Origin of the sequence: uncultured Cocleimonas sp. (assembly GCF_947495625.1) — a bacterium.
Taxonomy (GTDB): domain Bacteria; phylum Pseudomonadota; class Gammaproteobacteria; order Thiotrichales; family Thiotrichaceae; genus Cocleimonas.
In genome coordinates this window covers 17,203-40,632 of sequence record NZ_CANLZW010000035.1, presented here as the reverse complement: position 1 = coordinate 40,632, position 23,430 = coordinate 17,203, and the positions used below count along the sequence as shown (strand labels likewise).

General features: G+C 39.7%; 22 protein-coding genes. 15 read left to right on the top strand and 7 right to left on the bottom strand.

Annotated features, from left to right (window positions below; genetic code table 11):
- The first annotated feature begins 53 nt into the window (after positions 1 to 53).
- The 5 genes from Q1A31_RS17045 to Q1A31_RS17025 all read left to right on the top strand — a co-directional run bounded on the left by Q1A31_RS17045 (position 54) and on the right by Q1A31_RS17025 (position 4,473).
- Positions 54 to 1,070 (top strand): ABC transporter ATP-binding protein, encoded by a 1,017-nt coding sequence (locus Q1A31_RS17045; protein ID WP_299879562.1) that lies wholly within the window; start codon positions 54 to 56, stop codon positions 1,068 to 1,070.
- 13 nt (positions 1,071 to 1,083) lie between these two features.
- Positions 1,084 to 2,478 carry a D-arabinitol 4-dehydrogenase gene (gene dalD, locus Q1A31_RS17040; RefSeq protein ID WP_299879559.1) on the top strand — a complete coding sequence of 465 codons (1,395 nt, stop codon included), beginning with the start codon at positions 1,084 to 1,086 and terminating at the stop codon, positions 2,476 to 2,478.
- A gap of 250 nt (positions 2,479 to 2,728) precedes the next feature.
- The gene (locus tag Q1A31_RS17035) at positions 2,729 to 3,646 is read left to right on the top strand and encodes an AraC family transcriptional regulator (RefSeq protein ID WP_299879557.1); all 918 of its coding nucleotides are present in this window, start codon (positions 2,729 to 2,731) and stop codon (positions 3,644 to 3,646) included.
- A gap of 66 nt (positions 3,647 to 3,712) precedes the next feature.
- Entirely contained in the window at positions 3,713 to 4,006 is a 294-nt protein-coding gene (locus Q1A31_RS17030; protein WP_299879555.1) for an FGGY family carbohydrate kinase, read from the top strand.
- A gap of 215 nt (positions 4,007 to 4,221) precedes the next feature.
- Positions 4,222 to 4,473: a hypothetical protein gene (locus Q1A31_RS17025; protein ID WP_299879553.1), complete on the top strand. Its 252-nt coding sequence runs from the start codon at positions 4,222 to 4,224 to the stop codon at positions 4,471 to 4,473.
- A 4-nt stretch (positions 4,474 to 4,477) separates the two neighbouring features.
- Here Q1A31_RS17025 and Q1A31_RS17020 read toward each other — a convergent pair whose 3' ends face one another.
- The 4 genes from Q1A31_RS17020 to Q1A31_RS17005 all read right to left on the bottom strand — a co-directional run bounded on the left by Q1A31_RS17020 (position 4,478) and on the right by Q1A31_RS17005 (position 9,604).
- A complete protein-coding gene (locus Q1A31_RS17020) occupies positions 4,478 to 5,164 on the bottom strand; it encodes a D-lyxose/D-mannose family sugar isomerase (RefSeq protein WP_299879551.1) in 687 nt (228 codons plus the stop codon).
- Positions 5,165 to 5,472: 308 nt separating this feature from the next.
- Entirely contained in the window at positions 5,473 to 7,425 is a 1,953-nt protein-coding gene (locus Q1A31_RS17015; protein WP_299879549.1) for an amylosucrase, read from the bottom strand.
- A gap of 112 nt (positions 7,426 to 7,537) precedes the next feature.
- Positions 7,538 to 8,512 carry a glycoside hydrolase family 68 protein gene (locus tag Q1A31_RS17010; protein WP_299879547.1) on the bottom strand — a complete coding sequence of 325 codons (975 nt, stop codon included), beginning with the start codon at positions 8,510 to 8,512 and terminating at the stop codon, positions 7,538 to 7,540.
- 12 nt (positions 8,513 to 8,524) lie between these two features.
- Complete coding sequence (locus Q1A31_RS17005; protein WP_299879545.1) at positions 8,525 to 9,604, bottom strand: LacI family DNA-binding transcriptional regulator; 1,080 nt, start codon at positions 9,602 to 9,604, stop codon at positions 8,525 to 8,527.
- A gap of 215 nt (positions 9,605 to 9,819) precedes the next feature.
- Here Q1A31_RS17005 and Q1A31_RS17000 point away from each other — a divergent pair, with 215 nt between their 5' ends.
- The 10 genes from Q1A31_RS17000 to xylB all read left to right on the top strand — a co-directional run bounded on the left by Q1A31_RS17000 (position 9,820) and on the right by xylB (position 20,244).
- Complete coding sequence (locus tag Q1A31_RS17000; RefSeq protein ID WP_299879543.1) at positions 9,820 to 11,073, top strand: extracellular solute-binding protein; 1,254 nt, start codon at positions 9,820 to 9,822, stop codon at positions 11,071 to 11,073.
- Between the two features lie 157 nt (positions 11,074 to 11,230).
- Entirely contained in the window at positions 11,231 to 12,310 is a 1,080-nt protein-coding gene (locus Q1A31_RS16995; RefSeq protein ID WP_299879541.1) for a carbohydrate ABC transporter permease, read from the top strand.
- Positions 12,307 to 13,170, top strand: a complete 864-nt coding sequence (locus tag Q1A31_RS16990) for a carbohydrate ABC transporter permease (RefSeq protein ID WP_299879540.1) — start codon at positions 12,307 to 12,309, stop codon at positions 13,168 to 13,170. The genes Q1A31_RS16995 and Q1A31_RS16990 overlap by 4 nt, the downstream gene beginning before the upstream one ends.
- Before the next feature lie 11 nt (positions 13,171 to 13,181).
- Entirely contained in the window at positions 13,182 to 14,180 is a 999-nt protein-coding gene (locus Q1A31_RS16985; protein ID WP_299879538.1) for an ABC transporter ATP-binding protein, read from the top strand.
- Between the two features lie 138 nt (positions 14,181 to 14,318).
- On the top strand, positions 14,319 to 14,690 hold the full coding sequence (locus Q1A31_RS16980; RefSeq protein WP_299879536.1) for a DUF3461 family protein: 372 nt from the start codon (positions 14,319 to 14,321) through the stop codon (positions 14,688 to 14,690).
- Positions 14,691 to 14,776: 86 nt separating this feature from the next.
- On the top strand, positions 14,777 to 15,802 hold the full coding sequence (locus Q1A31_RS16975; protein WP_299879534.1) for a sugar ABC transporter substrate-binding protein: 1,026 nt from the start codon (positions 14,777 to 14,779) through the stop codon (positions 15,800 to 15,802).
- Positions 15,803 to 15,910: 108 nt separating this feature from the next.
- Positions 15,911 to 16,972, top strand: a complete 1,062-nt coding sequence (locus Q1A31_RS16970; RefSeq protein WP_299879532.1) for an ABC transporter permease — start codon at positions 15,911 to 15,913, stop codon at positions 16,970 to 16,972.
- Positions 16,969 to 17,757: an ATP-binding cassette domain-containing protein gene (locus Q1A31_RS16965; RefSeq protein ID WP_299879530.1), complete on the top strand. Its 789-nt coding sequence runs from the start codon at positions 16,969 to 16,971 to the stop codon at positions 17,755 to 17,757. Before Q1A31_RS16970 ends, Q1A31_RS16965 begins: the two co-directional genes overlap by 4 nt.
- Before the next feature lie 48 nt (positions 17,758 to 17,805).
- Positions 17,806 to 18,723, top strand: a complete 918-nt coding sequence (locus Q1A31_RS16960; protein ID WP_299879529.1) for an AraC family transcriptional regulator — start codon at positions 17,806 to 17,808, stop codon at positions 18,721 to 18,723.
- Positions 18,724 to 18,789: 66 nt separating this feature from the next.
- Positions 18,790 to 20,244 (top strand): xylulokinase, encoded by a 1,455-nt coding sequence (gene xylB / locus Q1A31_RS16955; protein WP_299879528.1) that lies wholly within the window; start codon positions 18,790 to 18,792, stop codon positions 20,242 to 20,244.
- A 39-nt stretch (positions 20,245 to 20,283) separates the two neighbouring features.
- On the opposite strand, the gene pgi is transcribed toward xylB, so the two are convergent.
- From pgi to Q1A31_RS16940, 3 genes are all read right to left on the bottom strand, one after another.
- Positions 20,284 to 21,957 carry a glucose-6-phosphate isomerase gene (pgi, locus tag Q1A31_RS16950; protein WP_299879526.1) on the bottom strand — a complete coding sequence of 558 codons (1,674 nt, stop codon included), beginning with the start codon at positions 21,955 to 21,957 and terminating at the stop codon, positions 20,284 to 20,286.
- 130 nt (positions 21,958 to 22,087) lie between these two features.
- Positions 22,088 to 22,780 carry a 6-phosphogluconolactonase gene (gene pgl / locus Q1A31_RS16945; protein WP_299879524.1) on the bottom strand — a complete coding sequence of 231 codons (693 nt, stop codon included), beginning with the start codon at positions 22,778 to 22,780 and terminating at the stop codon, positions 22,088 to 22,090.
- Positions 22,781 to 22,784: 4 nt separating this feature from the next.
- The gene (locus Q1A31_RS16940) at positions 22,785 to 23,426 is read right to left on the bottom strand and encodes a bifunctional 4-hydroxy-2-oxoglutarate aldolase/2-dehydro-3-deoxy-phosphogluconate aldolase (RefSeq protein WP_299879522.1); all 642 of its coding nucleotides are present in this window, start codon (positions 23,424 to 23,426) and stop codon (positions 22,785 to 22,787) included.
- Positions 23,427 to 23,430: the final 4 nt, after the last annotated feature.

Sequence of the window (23,430 nt, the reverse complement as noted above, 5' to 3'; positions counted from 1 at the left end):
AATAAATACGTTTGCGAAATATCGCTGTTATTAAAAATTTAAGGTAATAGAAAATGTCATTTTTAGAACTTCAAAAAGTAGAAAAGTATTACGGTGACCATCATGCGATTAAAGGCATTGATTTAAATATCGAGCCTGGTGAATTCATCGTATTTGTTGGTCCGTCTGGTTGTGGTAAATCAACGCTACTTCGCATGATTGCTGGTTTGGAAGTTATCAATAAAGGTAAATTGATTCTGGATGGAGTAGACATCACAGAAACGCCATCATCAAAGCGTGACTTAGCCATGGTGTTTCAGTCATATGCTTTATATCCGCATATGACAGTGGAAGACAACATGTCGTTTGCATTGAGATTGGCAAAAGTAGACCAGGGTAAAATCGATAAACTCGTGAAGGAAGCTGCAGATAAGCTTGATTTAACCCAATACTTGAAGCGTAAACCTGGAGCTTTGTCTGGTGGACAACGTCAGCGTGTAGCCATTGGTCGCGCCATTGTTCGTCACCCAAAAATCTTCTTATTCGATGAGCCATTATCTAACCTCGATGCTGCCCTTCGTGGACAGACACGTGTTGAGATTGCGCAATTACATCGTGATTTAGGTGCGACTACTATTTACGTAACGCATGACCAGGTTGAAGCAATGACATTGGCTGATCGAGTGGTCGTTTTGCGCGATGGAATAATCGAACAAGTAGGAACGCCACTTGAGCTATACGACAAACCAGCAAACCGTTTTGTAGCGCAGTTTATCGGTATGCCTCAGATGAATATTGTTCCAGCAGCATTACTGCAAAATGTTCCAGCCGGCAGTTCATTTGCTGGTATACGTCCAGAGCATTTAAGTATTTCAGATGATTCACGTTTAACAGGTAAAGTTGTATTGGTTGAATCATTAGGTAACGAAACATTAATCCACCTTAATCTTGGTGATCAAAGTCCTGATCCGCTCATCATTCGCTCATATCAAAGAACTACATTAAAGCTAGGTGACACAGTAGGTGTTAATTGGTCCGATGACATTGTTCATTACTTTGATAATGATGGAAAAGTTTTACACCTAGCATAAGGCTAAATTAAATATGAAAAATTCTGACACTTTAATTCAATTACATTTGGGCTTAGGCTCATTTCATCGTGCGCATCAAGCCATGTATATGCAAAACTTACATGATATCGGTGAGACACAATGGGAGATTGCTGCAGGTAATATAAGATCGGACATGCAGGCAGTTGTTGAAATTTTAAAATCTCAAAATAACGAGTACATGCTGGAAACGGTTAGCCCTGCTGGTGAACATAAATATCAATTGATTCAATCCATTAAACATATTGTGGATTGGGAAAAAGATATGAAAGGCATCACAGAAATTGCCGCAAATGAAAATACTAAAATCATCTCTTTTACCGTAACGGAAGCCGGATATTATCTGGACGGTGATTTTAAACTGGATGATAGCTATAAGGATTTACAGAGCGATTTAGCGGGAAACGCGCCATGCACAATTTATGGAACCATGACGCAATTATTACGTGCGCGAATGGCTAGCCATGGTGAGCCTGTCACCTTACTTAATTGTGACAATGTTCGTAGTAATGGAGAAAAATTCAAAAATGCACTGCTTGAGTATATAGAACGCATTGGCGATACAGACTTATTGGAATGGGTTAAAACTCATACCAGTTCTCCAAATTCAATGGTTGATCGCATCACACCTAGACCAACGCCAGATATTATCGAACGTGTTTTTGCAGCTACTGACAGAAAGGATGAAGCAGCATTAATGGGAGAGAGTTTCACCCAGTGGGTTATCGAAGATGATTTCATTGCGGGCCGCCCATCATGGGAGCTTGTCGATGTTGAGATGGTTGAAGATGTAGAACCTTATGAAGAAGCAAAAATCAGGGTTTTGAATGCGACTCACTCTTGCATTGCCTGGGCAGGAACATTGCGTGGATATCAATACATTCATCAGGGAACAAACGACCCAGAAGTTCGTCAACTAGCCTTTGATTATGTGACTAATGATGTTATTCCTTGTCTAACCAGCGCTGAATCTCCAAGCCCTATAGATTTGGAAAAGTATCGAGACACTGTTCTTGAAAGGTTTAGTAATCCTAATATTCTAGATACCAATCAACGAGTGGTGATGGATGCTTATTCCAAGATTCCAAGTTTCATATTGCCCACCATACAGGATGCCATAAAAGCAGGTCGATCTATCGACAGTGTGGCGGTTTTACCTGCCCTATTTCTCGCATTTTTAGTGAGAGAACAGAAAGGTGAAATCAACTTTGAATATGAAGATGCCATGATGAGCGCAGAAAACGCACAAAGAATCGTTTCTTCGGATGACATTGTTCAAGCTTTTGCTGATGACAAACTTTTGTTTGGAGACCTGGCTGGAAATCCCACTTTATTAGAAGCATTAATAAAAGCCTACGCCCGGGTAAACGCTTTTATTGAAAAATCTTAAGAGCTTATTAATACCTATTTAGCTGTTATTTGTAATTTGTTTATAAAGCATTTATAAACAAGAGTTTAGACAAATAGCAGTCTATAACATTTATATAGAAACCCCCTAAAAGGTGGGGGGTGACTAAAAATGCTATAATCTAAATAATGTTTAATAGATTTTTATTGTAAATATTTTTATCAGGTTTTTGTACTTAACTGGGGATGTAAATTAATACCAACGACTTAAGAACTTAACTTTGGAATTGAAAATGAGAAATAATTCTTCTAAATATACACCAACACTTGAACAGGACTTTCAGCGAAATGCGACGCAAGGTTATGAACCAACAGGTTCCTATGGCTACCTTCGATGTCTGGAACATGGCGCGCCTAATGACCTGATTCGATGGCATCATCATGAAGAATATGAATTGCATTTAATTACCGATACCAGTGGGAAAATGTTTGTTGGAGACTATATTGGCTCCTTCAAACCAGGCAATTTAGTGCTTACTGGACCGCGCTTACCTCATAACTGGATTTCAACAGATATCCCGGAAGAAGGCGTTGCCAGAAGAGATTTTGTTTTACAGTTTTTAGGCGAACCGTTTCGTAAATCTTGTGAGTACCTACCGGAACTAAAACAGGCAATCCCTCTTTTAGACAGAGCCAAAAATGGTATTGAGTTTTTTGGTATCAGTGACTATGCCGAACAGCAGTTAAGTCAAATCAAAAACTCAACAGGAATAAGACGCTTCAATGCATTTCTGGAGTTAATCTTAACTTTATCTGAGACTACAGATTATCAATTACTGTCTAACACTCAGATTCAAAGCTTTGATAATGACGCATCTATGAAGCGTATCAGTGATGTTGTAGATTACATCACGCAAAATTACTCAAGCCAGTTTTCTATGGCAGATATTGCCAAAGAAACTGGAATGGATAGTAGTCAATTTTCTCGCTATTTCAGAAAAGCCTCTGGCAATACCTTTACTGGTTTCGTCAATAGACTGCGAATAAACAAAGCCTGCCAGTTATTGATGGAAACCGATCAATACGTCAGTACCATTTGCTATCACGTTGGATACAACAATGTGGCTAATTTTAATCGCCGCTTTATTGAAATAAAAAACATGACACCAAGCGACTACAGAAAACAAAGCAAAATCAGATTTAGTCAGTAATTTCATAACATGCTAATGACACTTTACTCATGCTTACTAGTCACCTTCACTGAGTAAACATCAATTATGTATATAGGTATTGATATTGGCACATCGGGAGTGAAATCACTGCTCATAGATGAAAGCCAAAATATCATTGCGACGGCACATCACTCTATCAAAATATCTCGTCCACATACTGGATGGTCAGAACAAAATCCCGAAGACTGGATTGAGGCTACTAAAGCAACGTTAGATAGCATCAAACAATCCCATGCCAGACAAATGTCTGCAGTTATAGGCATCGGGCTATCAGGTCAAATGCACGGAGCAACACTACTAGACAAAGACGATGAGATTGTGCGCCCATGCATGCTCTGAAATGACACCCTTGAAAACTTCAGCTGCTACACCGAAAAGTTGCAGAAAGTACCTTTGACAGCCAAGGCTTTGTGAAGCTGATCAAATCTTAAAGCTGTGCGAATAAATTAATCAACATCCCTTCGCTCAATCAGCAAAGCGACGAAACTATTCCAGACGCCAAAACGATTCCTGCAGATCGTCGTATCCTGATTGTTGAGAGAAATTACCTACTGTTGAAATTAGAATCTTGGTCAAAACTAAATAAGATTTACGACTTAAAGATATTCCTCAAACCTGATATTGACACAGTCAAAACAACATTAATCGACCGCTGGCTAGATTATGGTTATGACTTGGAGGGTGCAAAGCAACTAGCTTTGTCTAATGATATTCACAATGCGGAATTTATTGTTGAGCATTCAGTGGAAGCAGATTTAGTCACTTATAGAGTGATCATTAAAAAGGTAAATCTATTTCGATTTTAACAGGCTAGTTTAACCATTTCTGATAATCAGACACCAATAAATGCAAGGGTTCTTCGTCTTCTTCAATATCAGCGAAACGCCCAATAGGGTCTTTAAAATAATTATCGGTAGTATCGTCATTGACTGTAGAAACCTCACCAATAAGGACATCTCCACCTTTAGAGGTAAATGAGTGCCACATACCAGGCATTAAAGTAACACTTTCACCCGGTTCAAGTTCGAGTATATCCCCTGCTCCTAATGTTCTTAAAACACCATCGGTGGATACTCGAACATCTGATTTTTGATCAATATTCCCTGATTTATCAGATTCATAAAGTTTTAGAATTAGAGTTGCTCCACCGCGATTAATAATATCTTCTGCTTTGAGTAAATGATGATGCATAGGCGATATTTGATTCTCACGAGAGATCATTATCTTTTCGGCATAGCACATGCCACCGCCATTCTTTAAATCTTGTTGCTTGCCATTACGTAATGTAAACAGAAATAGCCCTAGATTCTCAAAGTCTCCCTGACCATAATCAGTAATATCCCAACCAAGACCAGCTTCGATAATTCCTTGTATCTCAGCTTTTTGCTGTTTCATTTGTAGAGGCGACCAATAAGCAAAAGGAGGTAATTTGAAGCCAAAAGATTGGATATATTTGTCAGCCTCAGACATTATTTGATTGACTATAGAGCGTTTCATTTCAAGTTCTCAATTATTATATTTCGAAATTATTCAAAAAAGTCTAGGTTTCTCGTTAGATTATGCAAGAAACTTACACTGAATTTAATCAATAATTATGGAGTGACTTGAATAGATCTGACGTGGTAAATGTCCTGATTTAATCAATATTTATACAACAATATGATTAAAATGACACCTCCCTACTTTTTGACTGTTTTTTATCTATTTCTGATATTCATAAAGCAAAAAATACGATTGAACATTACCACGTCCGAAAAGTCGAACGTCTGAAATTTATTAAGTTAATTTTAATATTATGAATTGACTCATTGCTCTAACCAGTAAAAACCATTGGCGGGAATGACCATATAAGTTTCATGCATTTCTGGTTTTTCTTGGGTAATTAAATCCTTGTTATTTGCAAAGTCAAAATAGATTTGATTGTTAATCTCTTCGTAGTAAAGGTGATGTGGACTATCGTCAAAATTCGCAACCACCAATATACTTACCTCAGGTGTTTGATACTCATACCGTGTAAATAGAAATAAATTTGGATTTGAGACATTAAGCACATCTCGGTTATTAAAATCCGCGAAAGCTTGAGTGGCTTTACGCACAGAAATCATTTTTTTAATTGCATTAAACAAGCGGTTTTCAACAGTTCCGCTAACATAACGTTGCTCAGCATTTTCCCAGTCTATACTGGGCCTATGAACCCAACGGTTGTCTTCAGCTTTTACTGGATCTTGAAGATAACTGCTGTCATTTATAGTACCTAACTCATCACCATAGTAAAGTAGAGGGATACCGCCATACGATAAAATCATGGCATACAATAATAGGGTTTTCTTTATAGCATTATCGATGGCTTCCTTATCTTCAGCTAGCAAAGCGGCTTCTAAACCAATTAGAGAAGCTAAAGAACCAGAAATACGGGTATCGCCGGTCTTTTCGTTATATCCGAACGGTAAGCCACGAGCCGTGGAGCCAACGAACTTGCCCATATAGTAATCTATCAAAAATTCACGGTGAGCCTTAGGTTCATAACCTACTGCAGTGATATCTTTATCATCGTAACCTAAACCAATGTCGTCATGACAGCGCACATAATTAAGCCAGGTTGTTTGATCGGGTTTAGCAGGTAAACTTTTAAGACTCTGATTTAATAAACGAGTATTTTTGGTAGCCACAGCATCCCACAGAAGTGCCATGAAAGTCGCATTGTAGGCGATATCGCACTCCTTTTCCGCTACGCTATCACCACCGAAATAACGAATGATTTCATTAGGAGCAACAATCGCTTCTGCAATGAACAAAACACCCGGAGCTGTAATCTGACAACAGTCCTTTAATAATTGCAAAATCTGGTGAGCTTCTTCCAAATTCTGACTAACACTACCAATTTTTTTCCACAAGAATGCGACCGCGTCTAGGCGCAAGATATCTGCACCTTTATTAGCCCAGAATAGAATCACATTGACCATTTCAATAAATACTGCGGGATTCGTGTAGTTTAAGTCCCATTGATAGTTATTAAAAACCGTCATGACCCACTTTCCCATAGATTCATCCCATGTGAAATTGCCAGGTGCGTTTTCAGGAAAAATTTCTAGTAGGCTTTCTTCAAATTGATCTGGAATGTCACGATCGTTATAAACATAATAATAATCTTGGTATTTTTCTTCTCCTTGCTGTGCTTTCCGAGCCCATTCATGTTCATCCGAAGTGTGATTTAATACCACGTCCATCGTTAGTAATGACCCATTTTTATGTAATTTTTTTGCTACTGCCTGTAAGTCTTTTATGGTGCCAAAACGTTTGTCAATTTCACAAAAATCACTGACAGCATAACCACCATCACTGGCATCTTCAGGGCACTTCATCATTGGCATCAAGTGAACTAAATTAACCCCAAGTTCCTCGAAGTAATCAACACGCTTATTTAAGCCCTTTAGATCCTCAGCAAATCCATCAGTGTAAAGCGCCATTCCAACCCATTGTTGACTTAAAAACCAATCAGGATCTTGTTCACGTTTTAAATCACTTTTTCTTAATGATTTACTCCGTTCATAGTGATTCTGCGCCATAACCGATACTAGCTGCTTCAGTTGCTTTTCAAAATCGGGACGATGACCGTAAAAAGAAATGAAGAGTTGATAGACTGAATAAAAATTTGCTCCCAATCGGGTTAAAAATGGTTGCGACTCTGTATCATTAAAGTCTTGCTTTAACTCTATTAAAATTTTATTCAGTAGGGCATGGGATTTTTGTTCATACATAGTTTAAATTTCAATCGTTAAGTAGCAGGGATTTGTTTAGAGCTCTTTTATTAAAGAAGAATTGAAAGCTAGGTTTTATACTATTCCATTTAGAAACGTATTATTGTCAATTTCAGTTATTTTCGATCAGCTCTAATAAACCGTTTGTAAGCTTCACCTCAACTGGATCACTTAAAGTACCGATAAATTCACCTTCGGCAGTATCGTGCCAAAAACTCATATATCTTAAGCCAGCATCCGTCTCAAGCAATTTACCTACATAACGGCGACAAGGTAGCCCACCATCCAAAAATTTACCAGGGGCAATAGTCCAGGGGCCATTAATATTATCGGCCATCAAATAGTGTGTTCCGGATACCTTTCCTCCAGGCATATTGGCCTCATATGCCTTCGACCAATGATCACCAGAGTTACAAAATAAACAATACCATTTACCGCTTATCTGGATGACCTGAGGCACTTCTAACTGACCAAAACCTCCTTGAAAAACTGGTGGTGACAGTGTCCATTTATACAGATCATTTGATCGTGCTAAACCAATTGCGCCAGCATTATTGGCTTCCTCAATACCTGGCACCCGAGCGGTAAAAAACATCATCCAACCTGAACCCTCAGGATCACGCATTACCCAAGGATCGCGCATTGCACGATCATGCCAATAATCTGGTCTATATTCCGAATCATACCAACGAGCATCAAGATCTAGGCAAAAACCATTGTCTACACGTACCCAATGATGTAAGTCACTACTGGTAGCATGACCTATACGCTGTATCAGGCCATTTTCCTCTTCACTAGAGCCAGTGTAAAATAAATGCCATAACCCATCTTCATTTTGGACTACAGAGCCTGTCCATGTTGTTTTATCATCCCACGATGGGCTATTGGCGGGTTGAAAACAGGTACCCAAATAATCCCATTGAATCAAATCTGTTGAAGTTGCATGCCCAAAACTGACATTCCAATGACGTAACTCAGGATCAATTATTGATTTGTCCGCTTGCAGAAAAAAAACATGCCACAAATTATCATCAGGATTTCGAACTAACCAGTAATCCCATACCCATTTGTCATCCAGTGCTAACATATTGATTTAACTCTATATAATTTTTTTGGAAGCGATTTTTATTGAGCTTAATGCTCTAACAGACTCCCTAACTACTACTTCGCCTTTAACTTTAATTGGGTAGTCTTCAAACTTTGATTCTGCATCGGGATCTTGTAGTTGTCGTAACAGGTTTTCCGCAGCAATCTGCCCCATGCGCTGATAGGGTAACGAAACAGTCGTTAGCTTGGGTCGAGCAGCCGCAGCGGTTGCGAAGTCATTGTCATAACCCATAATCGAAATATCATCCGGAATATTTAGTCCCCGTTTTTCTAATATTGGAATAGCTTGTAAAGCCATTTCATCATTACCAAAACAGATAGCTGTAGGTGGTGATGCGTGTTTCAATAGCTTGTCTAATGCTTCATGCAGTAGTGAAAAACTATTATCGCTGGCGTTTTTAATCCCTAATTCTGTAAGCATTAAATCGTATGGCAAATCATATTGTTGGATGGTTTCTTGAAACCCTTTTAAGCGTAGCTTGCCCGCCTCTATACTGGTTGATAAACCGATATAGCCGATTCTGGTATGGCCTTGTTGGAGCAAATATTCAACCGCTAATTTTTGCCCATGATAGTCATCAGGCACTACTGCAGCTGTTTGAGAATTTGAGTACCCATTAACTATCCAAAAAGGTGTGTCAGAGTATTGAAGTGGTGAAACTTGATGATGATAATTCAATATATGAAAAATGCCTTCTACTTGATGTGATCTGAATATATCAATTGAACTCTTGATGTCTTCTTCATCTGGCTCGGTATCAATAATTAACAATGTTTTGTTTGCTTTACGACAGTATTGTTGTATTCCACTAACTATGTGTATTGAAGATAATCCTGATTTTACCGGATCACGACTCACAGTTGATATGGTACTGGATATCAGTCCTATTAAGTTAGACTTGCTAGAGCGCATTAGGCGTGCTCCAATGTGAGGCGTATATTGAAGTTTATCAATTGCTTTTTGCACTCTTGCACGCGTGATTTCACGGACACCTTGCTCGTGATTAATAACACGTGAAACAGTTTTGATAGAAACTCCTGCAAGTTTCGCAACATCATGAATATCAGCCAAAAAACCCTCCATATGACAACCTTGTCATTATTAGAATATATTGAATATCCATTTGAATCAACACTTTCATAATATTTAATAATTACCTACGCCTATATGATTATAGGGTTATTTTTTTATTGACAGTTCCTATGATGTTATGCAGTATAGGTGAAAAAATGACAACCTTGTCATTTAGACAGGTTATCTATATATATAACGGAGGAGAATGAATAATGAAGCTAGCTTTGAACATAATAATTGCTGGAGCAGTAACACTGAGCAGTGGTTTAGCAATGGCTCAGACAGATCTAAGCCTGTGGTATCACGGTGCAGGTAATGAAAAAGAAAAGACGGTACTGACAGGCATCATCACAGATTTTAATGCCTCACAATCGGACTGGAAAGTTAATCTAGCTGAGTTCCCACAAGAATCCTACAATGAGTCTGTTGTTGCAGCAGCCTTAGCCGGAAAATTACCTGATATTATTGATGTTGATGGCCCGCTAATGCCAAACTGGGCTTGGTCAAAATATCTTGCACCATTGGAAATTACTGATGCTGAAGTCAAGAGTTTACTTGAAGGTGCTATTGGTCGCTATGATGGCAAAATATACTCTATAGGCTTATGGGATGCTGCGATCGCAATGTTTGCACGTAAATCTGTACTTGAGAAGCACAGCATACGTATCCCTACTCTTGACAAGCCATGGTCATTTGATGAGTTTAATAAAGCGATCGCCACTTTGGCAGCAGACAAGAGTTTTGAGTATCCACTAGATTTAGGTCTTGCATGGAAAGGCGAGTGGTATTCATATGCTTTTGGTCCGTTACTTCAGAGTATGGGCGGGGATTTAATGGATCCAAGTAAGTCGTCTGCAGAAGATGTTTTAAATAGTGATGAGGCAATAGCATTTGGCAAGTGGTGGCAGTCATTGTTCACTAATAAACTCGTTCCAGGAACTTCTCAGGATGGGGCTGATCGTGAAACTGGTTTTGTTGATGGAAAATATGCCCTCCAGTGGAATGGCAATTGGGCAGCATTAGGTGCATTAGAGAAATTTGGTGATGATTTGTTATTCTTACCCGCTCCAGATATGGGCAATGGCCCTAAAATTGGTGCTTCTTCTTGGCAGTTTGGTGTATCTGGAAGCAGTAAAAATCAAAAAGGTGGCAATGACTTTATCCGTTTTGCAATGCAGGATAAATACCTTGCAGCTTTCTCTGACGCAACAGGTTTAATTCCAGCAACTAAGACTGCTACAAGTATGACAACTAATTACAAAGAAGGCGGTCCGTTAAATGTTTTCTTTGACCTCAGTAAAAAACAAGCTACCAAGCGAGTTTCAACTCCTGCTTATAATGTTGTAACTCTAGAGTTTGAAAAAGCACTTGCGGATATAGCTAATGGTGCTGATGTCGCTGACACCTTGGATGCTGCAGCTGATGCAATTAATACTGACTTGAAAAAGAATAATAACTACAAGTAATACATAAGATTGAAAGCCTTTTATTTCCTTCGTTGTTTATCTGTTTAATAGCAGTTTCTAAACCTATCCAAATTTATTTTGGATAGGTTTAGAAAGATTGGAAGGATGTTTTAAGGTGGTATTTTTTCAAAACAAACCCCGCAAATGAGATTTTCTAATGGCCAATAGCAAACCCAAAAACCAAAACAAAGTCGGCTGGTTAATGGCTTTACCTGCTTCTGGTCTAATATTTCTTTTTTTAATTGTTCCCTTTTTACTCGCTTTTTGGTTTTCTTTTACCAATCAACGTTTGATCTCCCCTAATCCAACTGAGTTTGTTGGTTGGAGTAACTTCAGTAGTCTTATTGGTGTGGGCACTTTAACCGTCGAACCTGAGAAAGATGCAGAAGGTAAAACAGTTATCAAGCCTAATGGTGATATTCAATATCCCCGCATGAGAAAATTTACTCGTAATAACCCCGATTATGAACATCTAAAAGGGATGCGCGAGTGGTTCTCTTTTCCCTTAAGTAACGATAGGAAATGGGTAGTATTAGCAAGGGATAAGCTTTTTATGAAAGCTTTGGTCAATACAATCCTATTTGTACTGATAGTGGCTCCGTTGCAAGGCGCATTTGCATTACTCCTCGCGTTGATGATTAACCAGAAGTTGCCCGGTATTAATATTTTCCGAACTATCTATTTCATGCCAGTAGTTATATCAATTGTCGTGGTATCTATTCTATGGCGATTTATATATGACGGTGAAAATGGTTTGTTAAATGCCATGTTGAGTTTTTTCAGTTTTGGTCTGTTTGAACCGGTGGATTGGCTGGGTAATTCCAGTACAGCCTTAGGTTCTATCATGGTTATGTCGATTTGGCAGGGTGTCGGTTTTCATATGATTATCTGGCTATCCGGGTTACAGACAATTTCCGGATCTCTTTATGAAGCGGCGGCTCTAGAAGGTGCAACCCGATGGCAAACTTTCAGATATGTAACTTGGCCTGGACTAAAGAATACAGCAGTTTTGATAATGGTTGTAATCACAATGCAAGCCTTTGCGTTGTTTGCTCAGGTTGATGTGATGACACGAGGAGGACCAGTAGATAGTACTCAAACCTTGGTATTTCAATCCGTCCAACGTGGTTATGAAAAGCAAGATATTGCAGGAGGCTCTGCCATAGCGGTTGTGCTTTTCCTAATCGTGCTCAGTATTTCTTTAATACAACGCTTTCTTACGAGGGACCGCACATGAATATAAATACTCGTTCTACACTTTTGAAGTATCTTTTATTAACGTGGGTAGCTTTACTATTTATATTTCCTGTCGTTTTTATGGTTGTGTCATCTTTAAAACCCGACTTACAGCTTTTACAAGACAGCTCCTCTTTCCGCGCTTTCTTGCCAGTCGGCGAGACTTCATTAAATAACTATAGCAGTGCTTGGGAACGAGTTCCTATTGGTCGTTTTGTCTTTAATTCGATAGTTGTTACTGCCATAACAGTAATTTCCTCTTTATTCTTGTGCTCTATGGCCGCATTCTCATTTGTATTTCTAGAATTTAAAGGAAAAGCAGTTTTATTATCAGTGATTTTAGCCACTTTAATCGTTCCTTTTGAAACGATTGCTATTCCATTATTAATGTTAGTTAACAAACTCCCATGGATCGGTGTGGATGGCTTTCAAATTGGTTGGCTGGATAGCTATCATGTACAGATTATCCCATGGATCGCCGATGGATTAACAATCTTCTTGTTTATCCAATATTTCAAAGATTTACCGCGTGATCTTGTTGAAGCTGCCAGAGTCGATGGTGCCACCTGGTTTCAAGTCTACTCCAGAGTCATTGTGCCACTAGCAGGCCCCTGCTTCGCCACTGCGGCCATCCTCAAGTTTTTAGTTATGTATAACCAATATCTTTGGCCATTAATGACAACCCAGTCTGAAAGTTATCGTCCAGTAATGGTTGGTCTTCAATATTTTTTCCAGCTGAATATTGCCTGGGGCGAAATCATGGCATATCTATCTATTATAACGTTACCTGTATTGGTTTTTTATCTTTCAATGCAAAGGACATTTATTGCATCTATTGCATCAACCGGTGTTAAAGGTTAAAGGAATTTTTGATGAGTATTGTAGAATTTAAAAATGTCGTAAAAAGCTATGGCAAGTTGACTGTTGTTCCCAATATGAATCTGAAAATCCCTTCCGGTTCTTTTACGGTTTTGGTTGGTCCATCTGGATGCTGCAAGTCAACTTTGCTACGAATGATTGCAGGTTTGGAAACAGTTACATCAGGACAGATAACTATTGGTGGCGATGATGTCACACATAAAGAACCTGCTGAACGTGGCATAGCCATGGTATTCCAGTCTTATGCTTTATATCCTCACATGACTGTCGAAGAAAATATTGGCTTTGGTATGACCTTGAAAAAAACACCCAAGGCGGAAAAAAAGAAAGTCGTATTAGAAGCGGCAAAAATATTAGAACTCGATCAACTTTTAGATCGTCGCCCTAAAGATTTATCAGGCGGACAACGCCAACGCGTAGCGATTGGTCGAGCCATTGTACGTGACCCAAAGGTTTTCTTATTTGATGAGCCTTTATCTAATCTCGATGCATTATTACGCGGTCAGATGAGAGTTGAAATCGCAGAATTACACAAGAAAATCGGTGCCACCATGGTATACGTCACTCATGATCAGGTCGAAGCAATGACAATGGCAGATCAAATCGTAGTTTTACGAGCGGGCATGATTGAGCAAGTAGGAACGCCTATGGACCTATATAACACGCCTACCTCACCCTTTGTAGCTGGGTTTATAGGATCTCCAAAAATGAATCTTGTTGAAGGTGACTTCGCTAAGCAAAATGATTGTGATGTATTTGGCATCCGTCCGGAACATGTTGATTTAGATGAAACTAAAGGTAGCTGGCAAGGAATAATGCGTTACTCAGAAAATTTGGGATCCGATACAATTTCATATGTTGATGTTGAGAATATGGGGACGCTGACTGTACGTTCGGAAGGCTCGGTAATTGTGGCCTCTGGTCAAACTGTTTACCTTACACCGCGCGAACAGTTTATCCATAAATTCCGTGACGATAAGCGAATTGATTAATTGAATTTAAAAATATGAGAATGTAGTCCTATGAATGTGAGGAATATATTTTTTTAGTGCCTACTAATTAATAGTTTAGTAAGCCTATAGAAAAAATTTTTATATAGAAATTAATACAACAAAATGGAGTAAATACGAATGTCTGATAAATATCCTACTTTAACAATGATGGGTGTGACAAGTTTGCAGGAAATCGAGCGATATTCACTGCAAACTACCAATGACATCGATATCTTACGAATCAAATACAAACGAACTAAAGGCTCACTACTACCTGCCAGCAAAAAGTATCATTTTGGACGATCAGAGAATACTTTCGTATCTGACAGTGGAAGCAGTACCATTGAAAATATCAAAGAGGTTTCACCTTCACTGCTGGCTGCAACTGCCGAATTAAATAGTATTGTAGATAAAAAAATATCTACAAAAGAGCGAATAGTGGTGATTATGGAAGAATTCAAACAGCTTAAAGAAGAAACCGTAACACGTGTCCAATACTACGGGCTTTAGTAAAAGAGCTAGATTGAAAATTTAAGAAAGCATGAAAAATGCCCCCCACTTATTAATATTTTTTTATTTAACAAGGAGAGTAACACATGAAAAAAACAACTATCACAAGCGCACTAGCAACACTGGTTCTTGGAACCACAGCAATGACTGCAGTTAATGCTGAAGGCATTTCAGCTTGTCTTATTACCAAAACTGACACCAATCCTTTCTTCGTAAAGATGAAAGAAGGTGCAGAAGCCAAAGCAAAGGAATTGGGTATGACACTCAAATCTTACGCAGGAAAAGTTGACGGCGATTCTGAAAGTCAGGTAGCAGCAATTGAAACCTGTATAGCAGATGGAGCGAAAGGTATTCTGCTAACACCTTCCGACACTACAGGTATTGTACCTGCGGTAAAACAAGCGCGTGATGCAGGTCTCATAGTAATCGCACTCGATACACCACTTGAGCCTATTGATGCAGCTGACGCTACATTTGCAACGGACAACTTCCTTGCAGGTGAATTAATCGGAAAATGGGCGGCGGCTACTCTTGGTGATAAAGCCAAAGACGCAAAAATTGCTATGCTCGATTTAGCTGTGAGCCAACCTTCAGTGGGTGTGTTACGTGACCAAGGATTTTTACAAGGATTTGGAATTGATCTAGGTGATCCAAAAAAATGGGGTGACGAGTCTGATAAACGCATTGTTGGTAATGATGTGACCGCTGGTAATGAGGAAGGCGGACGTAAAGCAATGGAAAATCTGCTTGCTAAAGATCCAATGATCAATGTTGTTTATACGATCAATGAGCCAGCAGCTGCTGGAGCATACGAAGCGTTAAAAGCTTTTGATCGTCAAGATGATGTGCTAATCGTTTCTGTTGACGGTGGTTGTCCTGGCATTGCTAATATCAAAGACGGTGTTATTGGTGCTACTTCGCAACAATATCCCTTATTAATGGCATCTAAAGGTATCGAAGCTATCGCTGCTTGGGCCAAAGACAAAACTAAGCCTAAAAATACTGAAGGCAAAGACTTTTTTGATACTGGCGTCTCTCTTGTGACGGATAAACCAGCTCCGGGTGTTGAGTCAATCACCGTTAAAGAAGGTACAGAACGCTGTTGGGGTTAAACCAGAGCTAAAATAAGACCAAAACCTCATCGTCTGCTTCTCAGTCGATGAGGTTTTAAAAATTAGTTTTTTAAATAAGAACACTATTCATCTATTTAAGGTGTAACCATGCCCAAATCAAAACAAGATTTTGAATCAGTCCTCAGTGACAGTGCGACTGACATTGCTTCTTTTTCACAGAAAAAAACACTACTAGATAAAATACAAAGTCTACTTCATGCTAATCCAGCTCTAGTGCCTTTAATTGTTTTATTAATGTCGCTACTTATTTTTGGTTTAATACTAGGCGATAAGTTCTTCTCACCTTTTTCACTTACGCTAATTTTGCAACAAGTCGCCATAGTTGGTTTTGTTGGAGCAGCTCAGACACTAGTTATTATTACTGCAGGCATTGATTTGTCCGTTGGAGCTATCATGGTTCTCACGTCGGTAGTCATGGGACAGTTTACCTTTCGCTATGGTATGCCCGCTGAACTCGCAATTCTATGCGGCTTAGGTGTTGGAGCTATTTGTGGATTTATCAACGGATTTTTGGTCGCGGTAATTAAGCTCCCACCATTTATTGTCACCTTAGGCATGTGGCAAATTGTACTAGCAACGAATTTTCTTTACTCAGCTAATGAAACTATACGGAGTCAGGATATTGCAGAAAAAGCAGCGTCTTTGCACTTTTTTGGCGAAAAGCTGAAGATTGGCGGTGCAGTTTTTACTTATGGCGTTATTGCCATGGTAATTCTAGTTGTGGTCTTAAATTACATTCTCAATCATACCGCCTGGGGTCGCCATGTTTATGCTATCGGTGATGATTCTGAAGCAGCAGAACTTTCAGGGGTACAAGTAAAAAAGACTTTGATTTCAGTGTACGTAATAGCTGGTTTAATTTGCGCTTTAGCGGGTTGGGTACTTATTGGGAGAATCGGCTCAGTTTCGCCCACAGCTGGTCAATTTGCGAATATAGAATCAATCACTGCAGTAGTAATCGGTGGTATATCTCTATTTGGTGGCCGTGGTTCGATAATGGGGATGTTGTTCGGCGCTCTCATAGTAGGCGTCTTCTCATTAGGGTTAAGGCTCATCGGCACTGATCCACAATGGACTTACATGTTAATTGGGATTTTAATCATATCTGCCGTTGCGATAGATCAATGGATTAGGAGGGTGTCAGCATGAACAACAACGTAGAACCTATATTAACGGGTCGCGGTCTGGTAAAACGCTATGGTCGAGTCACCGCCCTAGATCATGCTGATTTCGATTTATACCCAGGAGAAATCCTAGCTGTTATCGGAGATAATGGTGCAGGAAAATCCAGTATGATTAAAGCTGTGTCCGGAGCTACAATTCCTGATGAAGGCGAAGTTATGCTTGAAGGTAAGCCAGTGCATTTCACCTCACCCATTGACGCTCGTGAAGCCGGTATAGAAACGGTATACCAGAATCTTGCGCTCTCCCCTGCTCTATCAATCGCGGATAATATGTTTATGGGCCGTGAGATACGTAAAGAAGGCTTTCTCGGAAAATACTTACGTATGCTTGATCGCCCTAAAATGGAACAAATCGCTCGTGACAAATTGTCAGAACTGGGATTATTGACAATCCAGAATATAAATCAGACGGTTGAAACATTGTCAGGTGGTCAACGTCAGGGGGTTGCTGTGGCACGCGCTGCGGCATTCGGTTCAAAGGTAATTATTCTTGATGAACCGACAGCCGCACTGGGTGTAAAGGAATCACGTAAAGTATTAGAATTAATCAGTGATGTGCGTTCCCGCGGCATCCCAATCGTTTTGATTTCACATAATATGCCACATGTTTTTGAAGTCGCGGATCGAATACATATTCACAGACTCGGCAAACGATTATGCGTAATTGATCCAAAAGATTATTCTATGTCAGATGCCGTAGCCTTTATGACCGGTGCAAAAGTTCCGCATGATGCTTCTGAAACTACATAATTAAACTGAAGTATCAGATTAACTTAAAATAAATATTTTTCCAATTTCATGAAAAACAACAGCGTTAAATACACACCTATCCTTGAACAAGCATTTCAACGCAATTCAACGTTAGGTTATGAACCAGAAGGCTCTTATGGTTTTCTGCGATGCGTGGAACATGGCGCACCCAACCCTCTAATTCGTTGGCACCAGCATGAAGAATATGAATTACATTTAATTTTAGAAACCAGTGGCAAAATGTTTGTCGGAGACTATATTGGCATCTTTAAACCCGGCAATCTGGTTCTAACTGGTCCACGCCTAGCTCACAACTGGATTTCTACAGATGTTCCTCCGGAAGGTGTTAAACGTAGAGATCTTGGATTACAGTTTTTGGATGATCCATTTCGTAGATGTTGTGAATACCTGCCAGAATTACGCCAGGTTTTACCCCTTCTAGATCGTTCTAAAAATGGCATAGAGTTTTTTGGTATAAGTGACTTTGCAGAAGAGAAAATTAAACTGATTAAAACGTCAACTGGTCTTCCCCGTTTCAATGCGTTTTTAGAACTATTTTCTGCCTTATCAGAACATAAAGATTATCAGTTACTTTCTAACAATCAGTTACAGGGTTTAGATAATTTTGCCTCGATGAATCGCATCAGTAAAGTTGTCGATTATATTACGGAGAATTATTCTACACAGTTTACGATGGCAGAAATAGCAAAGAAAACGGGGATGGATAGCAGTCAATTTTCTCGTTATTTCAGAAAAGCCTCTGGCAATACCTTTACTGATTTCGTCAATAGACTGCGAATAAACAAAGCCTGCCAGTTATTGATGGAAACCGATCAATACGTCAGTACCATTTGCTATCACGTTGGATACAACAATGTGGCTAATTTTAATCGCCGCTTTATTGAAATAAAAAACATGACACCAAGCGACTACAGAAAACAAAGCAAAATTAGATTTAGTCAGTAATTTCATAACATGCTAATGACACTTTACTCATGCTTACTAGTCACCTTCACTGAGTAAACATCAATTATGTATATAGGTATTGATATTGGCACATCAGGAGTGAAATCACTGCTCATAGATGAAAGCCAAAATATCATTGCGACGGCACATCACTCTATCAAAATATCTCGTCCACATACTGGATGGTCAGAACAAAATCCCGAAGACTGGATTGAGGCGACTAAAGCAACATTAGATAGCATCAAACAATCCCATGCCAAACAAATGTCTGCGGTTTTAGGTATTGGACTTTCAGGCCAGATGCACGGCGCAACGTTACTAGACAAGCATGATAAAATACTACGCCCTTGCATGCTCTGGAATGACACACGTAGCAACTTCGAAGCTGAACAGATGGACTCAAATCCAGACTTCCAAAAGATTTCTGGCAATATTGTTTTCCCTGGTTTCACGGCCCCAAAGGTTTCCTGGGTAAGAAATAACGAACCTGAAATCTTCTCCCGAATACACAAAGTATTACTGCCCAAAGATTATGTGCGTTTATGGCTAACAGGAGAATATGTGAGTGATATGTCTGATGCTTCTGGCACTTCATGGCTGAATGTCGAAAAGCGTCAATGGTCATCAACGCTTTTAGATGCGTGTGAATTGAATCAGAATCAAATGCCTAGGCTGGTCGAAGGTTCAGAAGTTAGTGGTCAATTAAGAGAAAAACTGGCTAAAAGGTGGGGGGTGTCTAACCCACCGTTAGTGGCAGGTGGTGCGGGAGATAATGCAACTTCCGCTTGCGGCATGGGCATTATTAAAGAGGGACAGTCATTCGTCTCACTCGGTACGTCTGGCGTACTTTTCGCGGCGAATTCATCTTACTCACCTAATCCTAAAAGCGCAGTACATGCTTTTTGTCATGCCATTCCAGATACCTGGCATCAGATGGGCGTGATCTTATCAGCAGCAGACTCTTTAAATTGGTATAGCGAGATAACAGGAGTACCCGCCAACGATCTTAGCAAAGAACTAGGTAATGAGTTAAAAGCGCCTTCAGGTGTCTATTTCTTACCTTATCTAGCGGGTGAAAGAACACCCTATAACGATTCATCTATTCGTGGTGCATTTATTGGTATGAGTCGCAATAGTGATCGAAAAACACTCACTCAATCAGTATTAGAAGGAGTTGTTTTTGCAATACGAGACAATATGGCGGCTCTGGAAGCTTCTGGTACTCAATTACGTTCACTGACTGCCGTAGGTGGCGGTTCTAAATCTCACTACTGGTTAAAGGTTTTGGCAACAGCCCTTAATTTACCGATAGATATTCCAGCCAAAGGTGATTTTGGCGGGGCTTTTGGTGCCGCCAGATTAGCAATTTTAGCCACATCTGATCAAGCCATCTCAAGCGTTTTAACAAGCCCTGCGATTGAACAAAGCTTTGAGCCTGATAAGGAATATATCGATCAATACGATGAGGCCTACAATACTTACAAAAAGCTATACCCTGCGATAAAAAGCGTTACTAAATAAGCAGACAAAAGTAAGCAGATAAAAACTCACAAGGAGTGTTTACTCCTGACCGTAAACAACACTTTTGTAGTAGTTGATTAAAGAGTTAGTTGAGCTATCGTGAGTCGTTATAGTTTCAGGTTGCCCAAAATCAGCCAATATATTTTTGGTCAATTTTTTACCTAATTCAACGCCCCATTGATCAAACGAGTTTAAGTTCCAGATAATGCCCTGCACGAATATTTTATGCTCATAAAGCGCTAACAGCATACCAAGCGAACGTGGTGTCAGTTTGGTTAGCAATAAGGTATTGGTCGGGTTATTGCCTTCAAAAACCATATGATGAATACGATCTTCGGCATTTTCTAAGTTAACCTTACTTTCAACAAAATCAGCGTAGGTTTCATCTAGCGTTCTTCCCTTCATTAAGGCTTCCGTTTGCGCAAGGGCATTTGCCATCATGATATCGTGTTGATCTTGATGAGTGCTGTGCGTCAATATCGAAACGATAAAATCAGATGGGATCATTTGCGTCCCTTGATGAATCGCCTGATAAAACGCGTGCTGGCCATTAATACCCGATGTTCCCCAGATAATTGGCCCCGTTGCGTAATCTACCTTGTTACCTTTTCTATCGACTGATTTACCATTGCTTTCCATATCAGCCTGTTCAAGATAAAAAGTTAAATCCCTTAAATAATGATCATAGGGGAAAATACCGTGTGATTCGGCACCGAAAAAGTTGTTATACCAAACCCCCAATAAGCCCATTATGACTGGCATATTTTCTTCTAAAGGCGCTTCTTTAAAATGCTCATCCATCGAGTGCGCTCCACTCAGCATTTTCTTAAAGTTAGTCATCCCTACAGAAAGAACAATTGAAAGACCGATAGCCGACCAAAGCGAATAACGACCACCCACCCAGCCCCAGAACTCGAACATATTTTCAGCATCAATACCAAATTTTATCGCTGCTTCCAGATTTGTAGAAACGGTTACAAAGTGTTTACTAACATGCTTTTCTTCCGCTTTACTTTTCAATAACCACTTTCGGGCTATATGTGCATTGGTGATGGTTTCCTGAGTAGTAAAGGTTTTTGATGAGATAATAAAGAGCGTTGTTTCCGGGTTTATATCTTCGAGAATATCGTCGATATGAGCGCCGTCTACATTAGACACAAAATGCACCGTTAGACCTTTATGGTGGTACGGCTTTAATGCGTTATAAACCATTTTCGGACCTAAGTCAGAGCCCCCAATACCAATATTGACGATATCGGTTATCGCTTTATCACTGAAGCCTTTCCATTGTCCTGTTCTTACCTTTCCTGCAAACTCCTCCATTTTATCCATGGTGGCATTTATTTTAGGCATCACATCTTCGCCATCAACGTAAATAGGTTGATTGGTTTCATTGCGCAATGCTGTGTGTAAAACGGCTCTGTCTTCAGTGTTATTGATCTTTTCACCAGAAAACATGCGGTCGCGCCAACTCTCTAAATTGACATCTCTTGCAAGATCACAAAGTAATGGAATAGTCTCATCAACAATACGATTCTTAGAGTAATCTAATAGCAAACTCTTATGCTTGATTGAGTACTTTTCACCACGCTTGGGATCCGTCGTAAATAAATGACGCATGTTAAGCTGGTTTATCAGATTATAATGATCTTCTAACGCTTTAAATGCTGGAAGTTCTGTTAGCGAAGGTTTTTGATTCTTTTTTGAAGGCATTGATACTATTTCTTTAAAAGGATTTTATATGACTTTTTTGTTTGGCTTTTATATGACTGTGATTAACAAAAGTGTCGATGATGTCCGAAATTTAATTGATGTCTAAGCAGACATCTATTAACAAGCCTCTTTATGCTGGCGAAGCATCGCTATCTAAAATAACCGTTAGCATGTTTATCGCTGAAATTTTAGCGATGGGAAGGGGTTCACCCTCGTTCCATGCTTTCACACTCGCCTTTTTTCCAGCACCCGTAATGATAATTAATACCTGCTCTGAATTACTCAAGGTTGCTGTACTTAAACTCACCCTATCTGAAGGAGGCTTGGGTGCATTATGCACGCCATGAACTAGCTCTTCCTCGTTATGCATATGACCAGGAAAGAGACTAGCCGTGTGACCATCTTCACCCATACCTAGCAATACTAAATCAAAAGGCATTTTGCTTTTAATCGTTTCCGCATAGTTTTTGGCAGCTAGATCTGCACCCAGTTCAGATGGAATAAAGTGGACATTTTCTGCGGGTATCTCAATATCATTCAACCAGGCTTTCATCGCAATCTGACTGTTTCTTTCTGGTGATGATTCTGGCAAACAGCGTTCATCACCTAGAAAAATTTCCCACTTCTGCCAATCACATTCAGCAGCTGCCAGCATTCTATAGATACGCTCTGGGGTTGTTCCACCCGCTAACACGATACGAAATACACCATTTTCTTCAATCGCTTCTTTAGCTGCTCTAAGAATTATTAGATAGGACTTTTTAGCAACGGCAGAAGCATCTGACTCTACTAACCATTCTTCTTTAGGTAAGGTGTTTTTCATAAGATTAGCCACTTACTTTTGCGAGGGCTGAAGCAGATAATTCAGTAATTTTTTCAAAATCGCCTGAGCGGGTTAAATCACTTGGAGCCACCCAGCTACCGCCAACACAAAGAACATTTTTCAGCGCCAGAAAATCGAGGTAGTTGCCTTCATTTATGCCGCCTGTTGGGCAAAATTTTGCTTGCTGAAAAGGCCCAGAAAAAGATTTTAACAGCGAAATACCACCGACACTGGTCGCAGGAAATAGTTTGAAATGTGTATATCCCAGATCTAAACCATTCATCACTTCTGAACCCGTTGAAACGCCTGGAATCAGCGGAAAGTTCATATCAGTGGCGCTTTGTAATAGTGCATTAGTACAACCCGGGCTTATTGCAAAGGTAGCGCCTGCATCACGCACTTTTGCCAGGTCTTCTGGGTTTAATACAGTACCTGCACCGATGACTGCTGTGGGTACTTCTTTGGCTAACAGTTCAATCGAAGCTAATGCAGCTTCAGTTCGAAGCGTAATTTCCAATACATTGATACCACCAGCGATAAGCGCGTTAGCCAGATCAATTGCTTGTGATACATCAGCAATTTCAATAACTGGAATAACGGGAGAAACAGCCATTATCTCCTGTGGTGTTAAGGTTGAATTATTCATAATG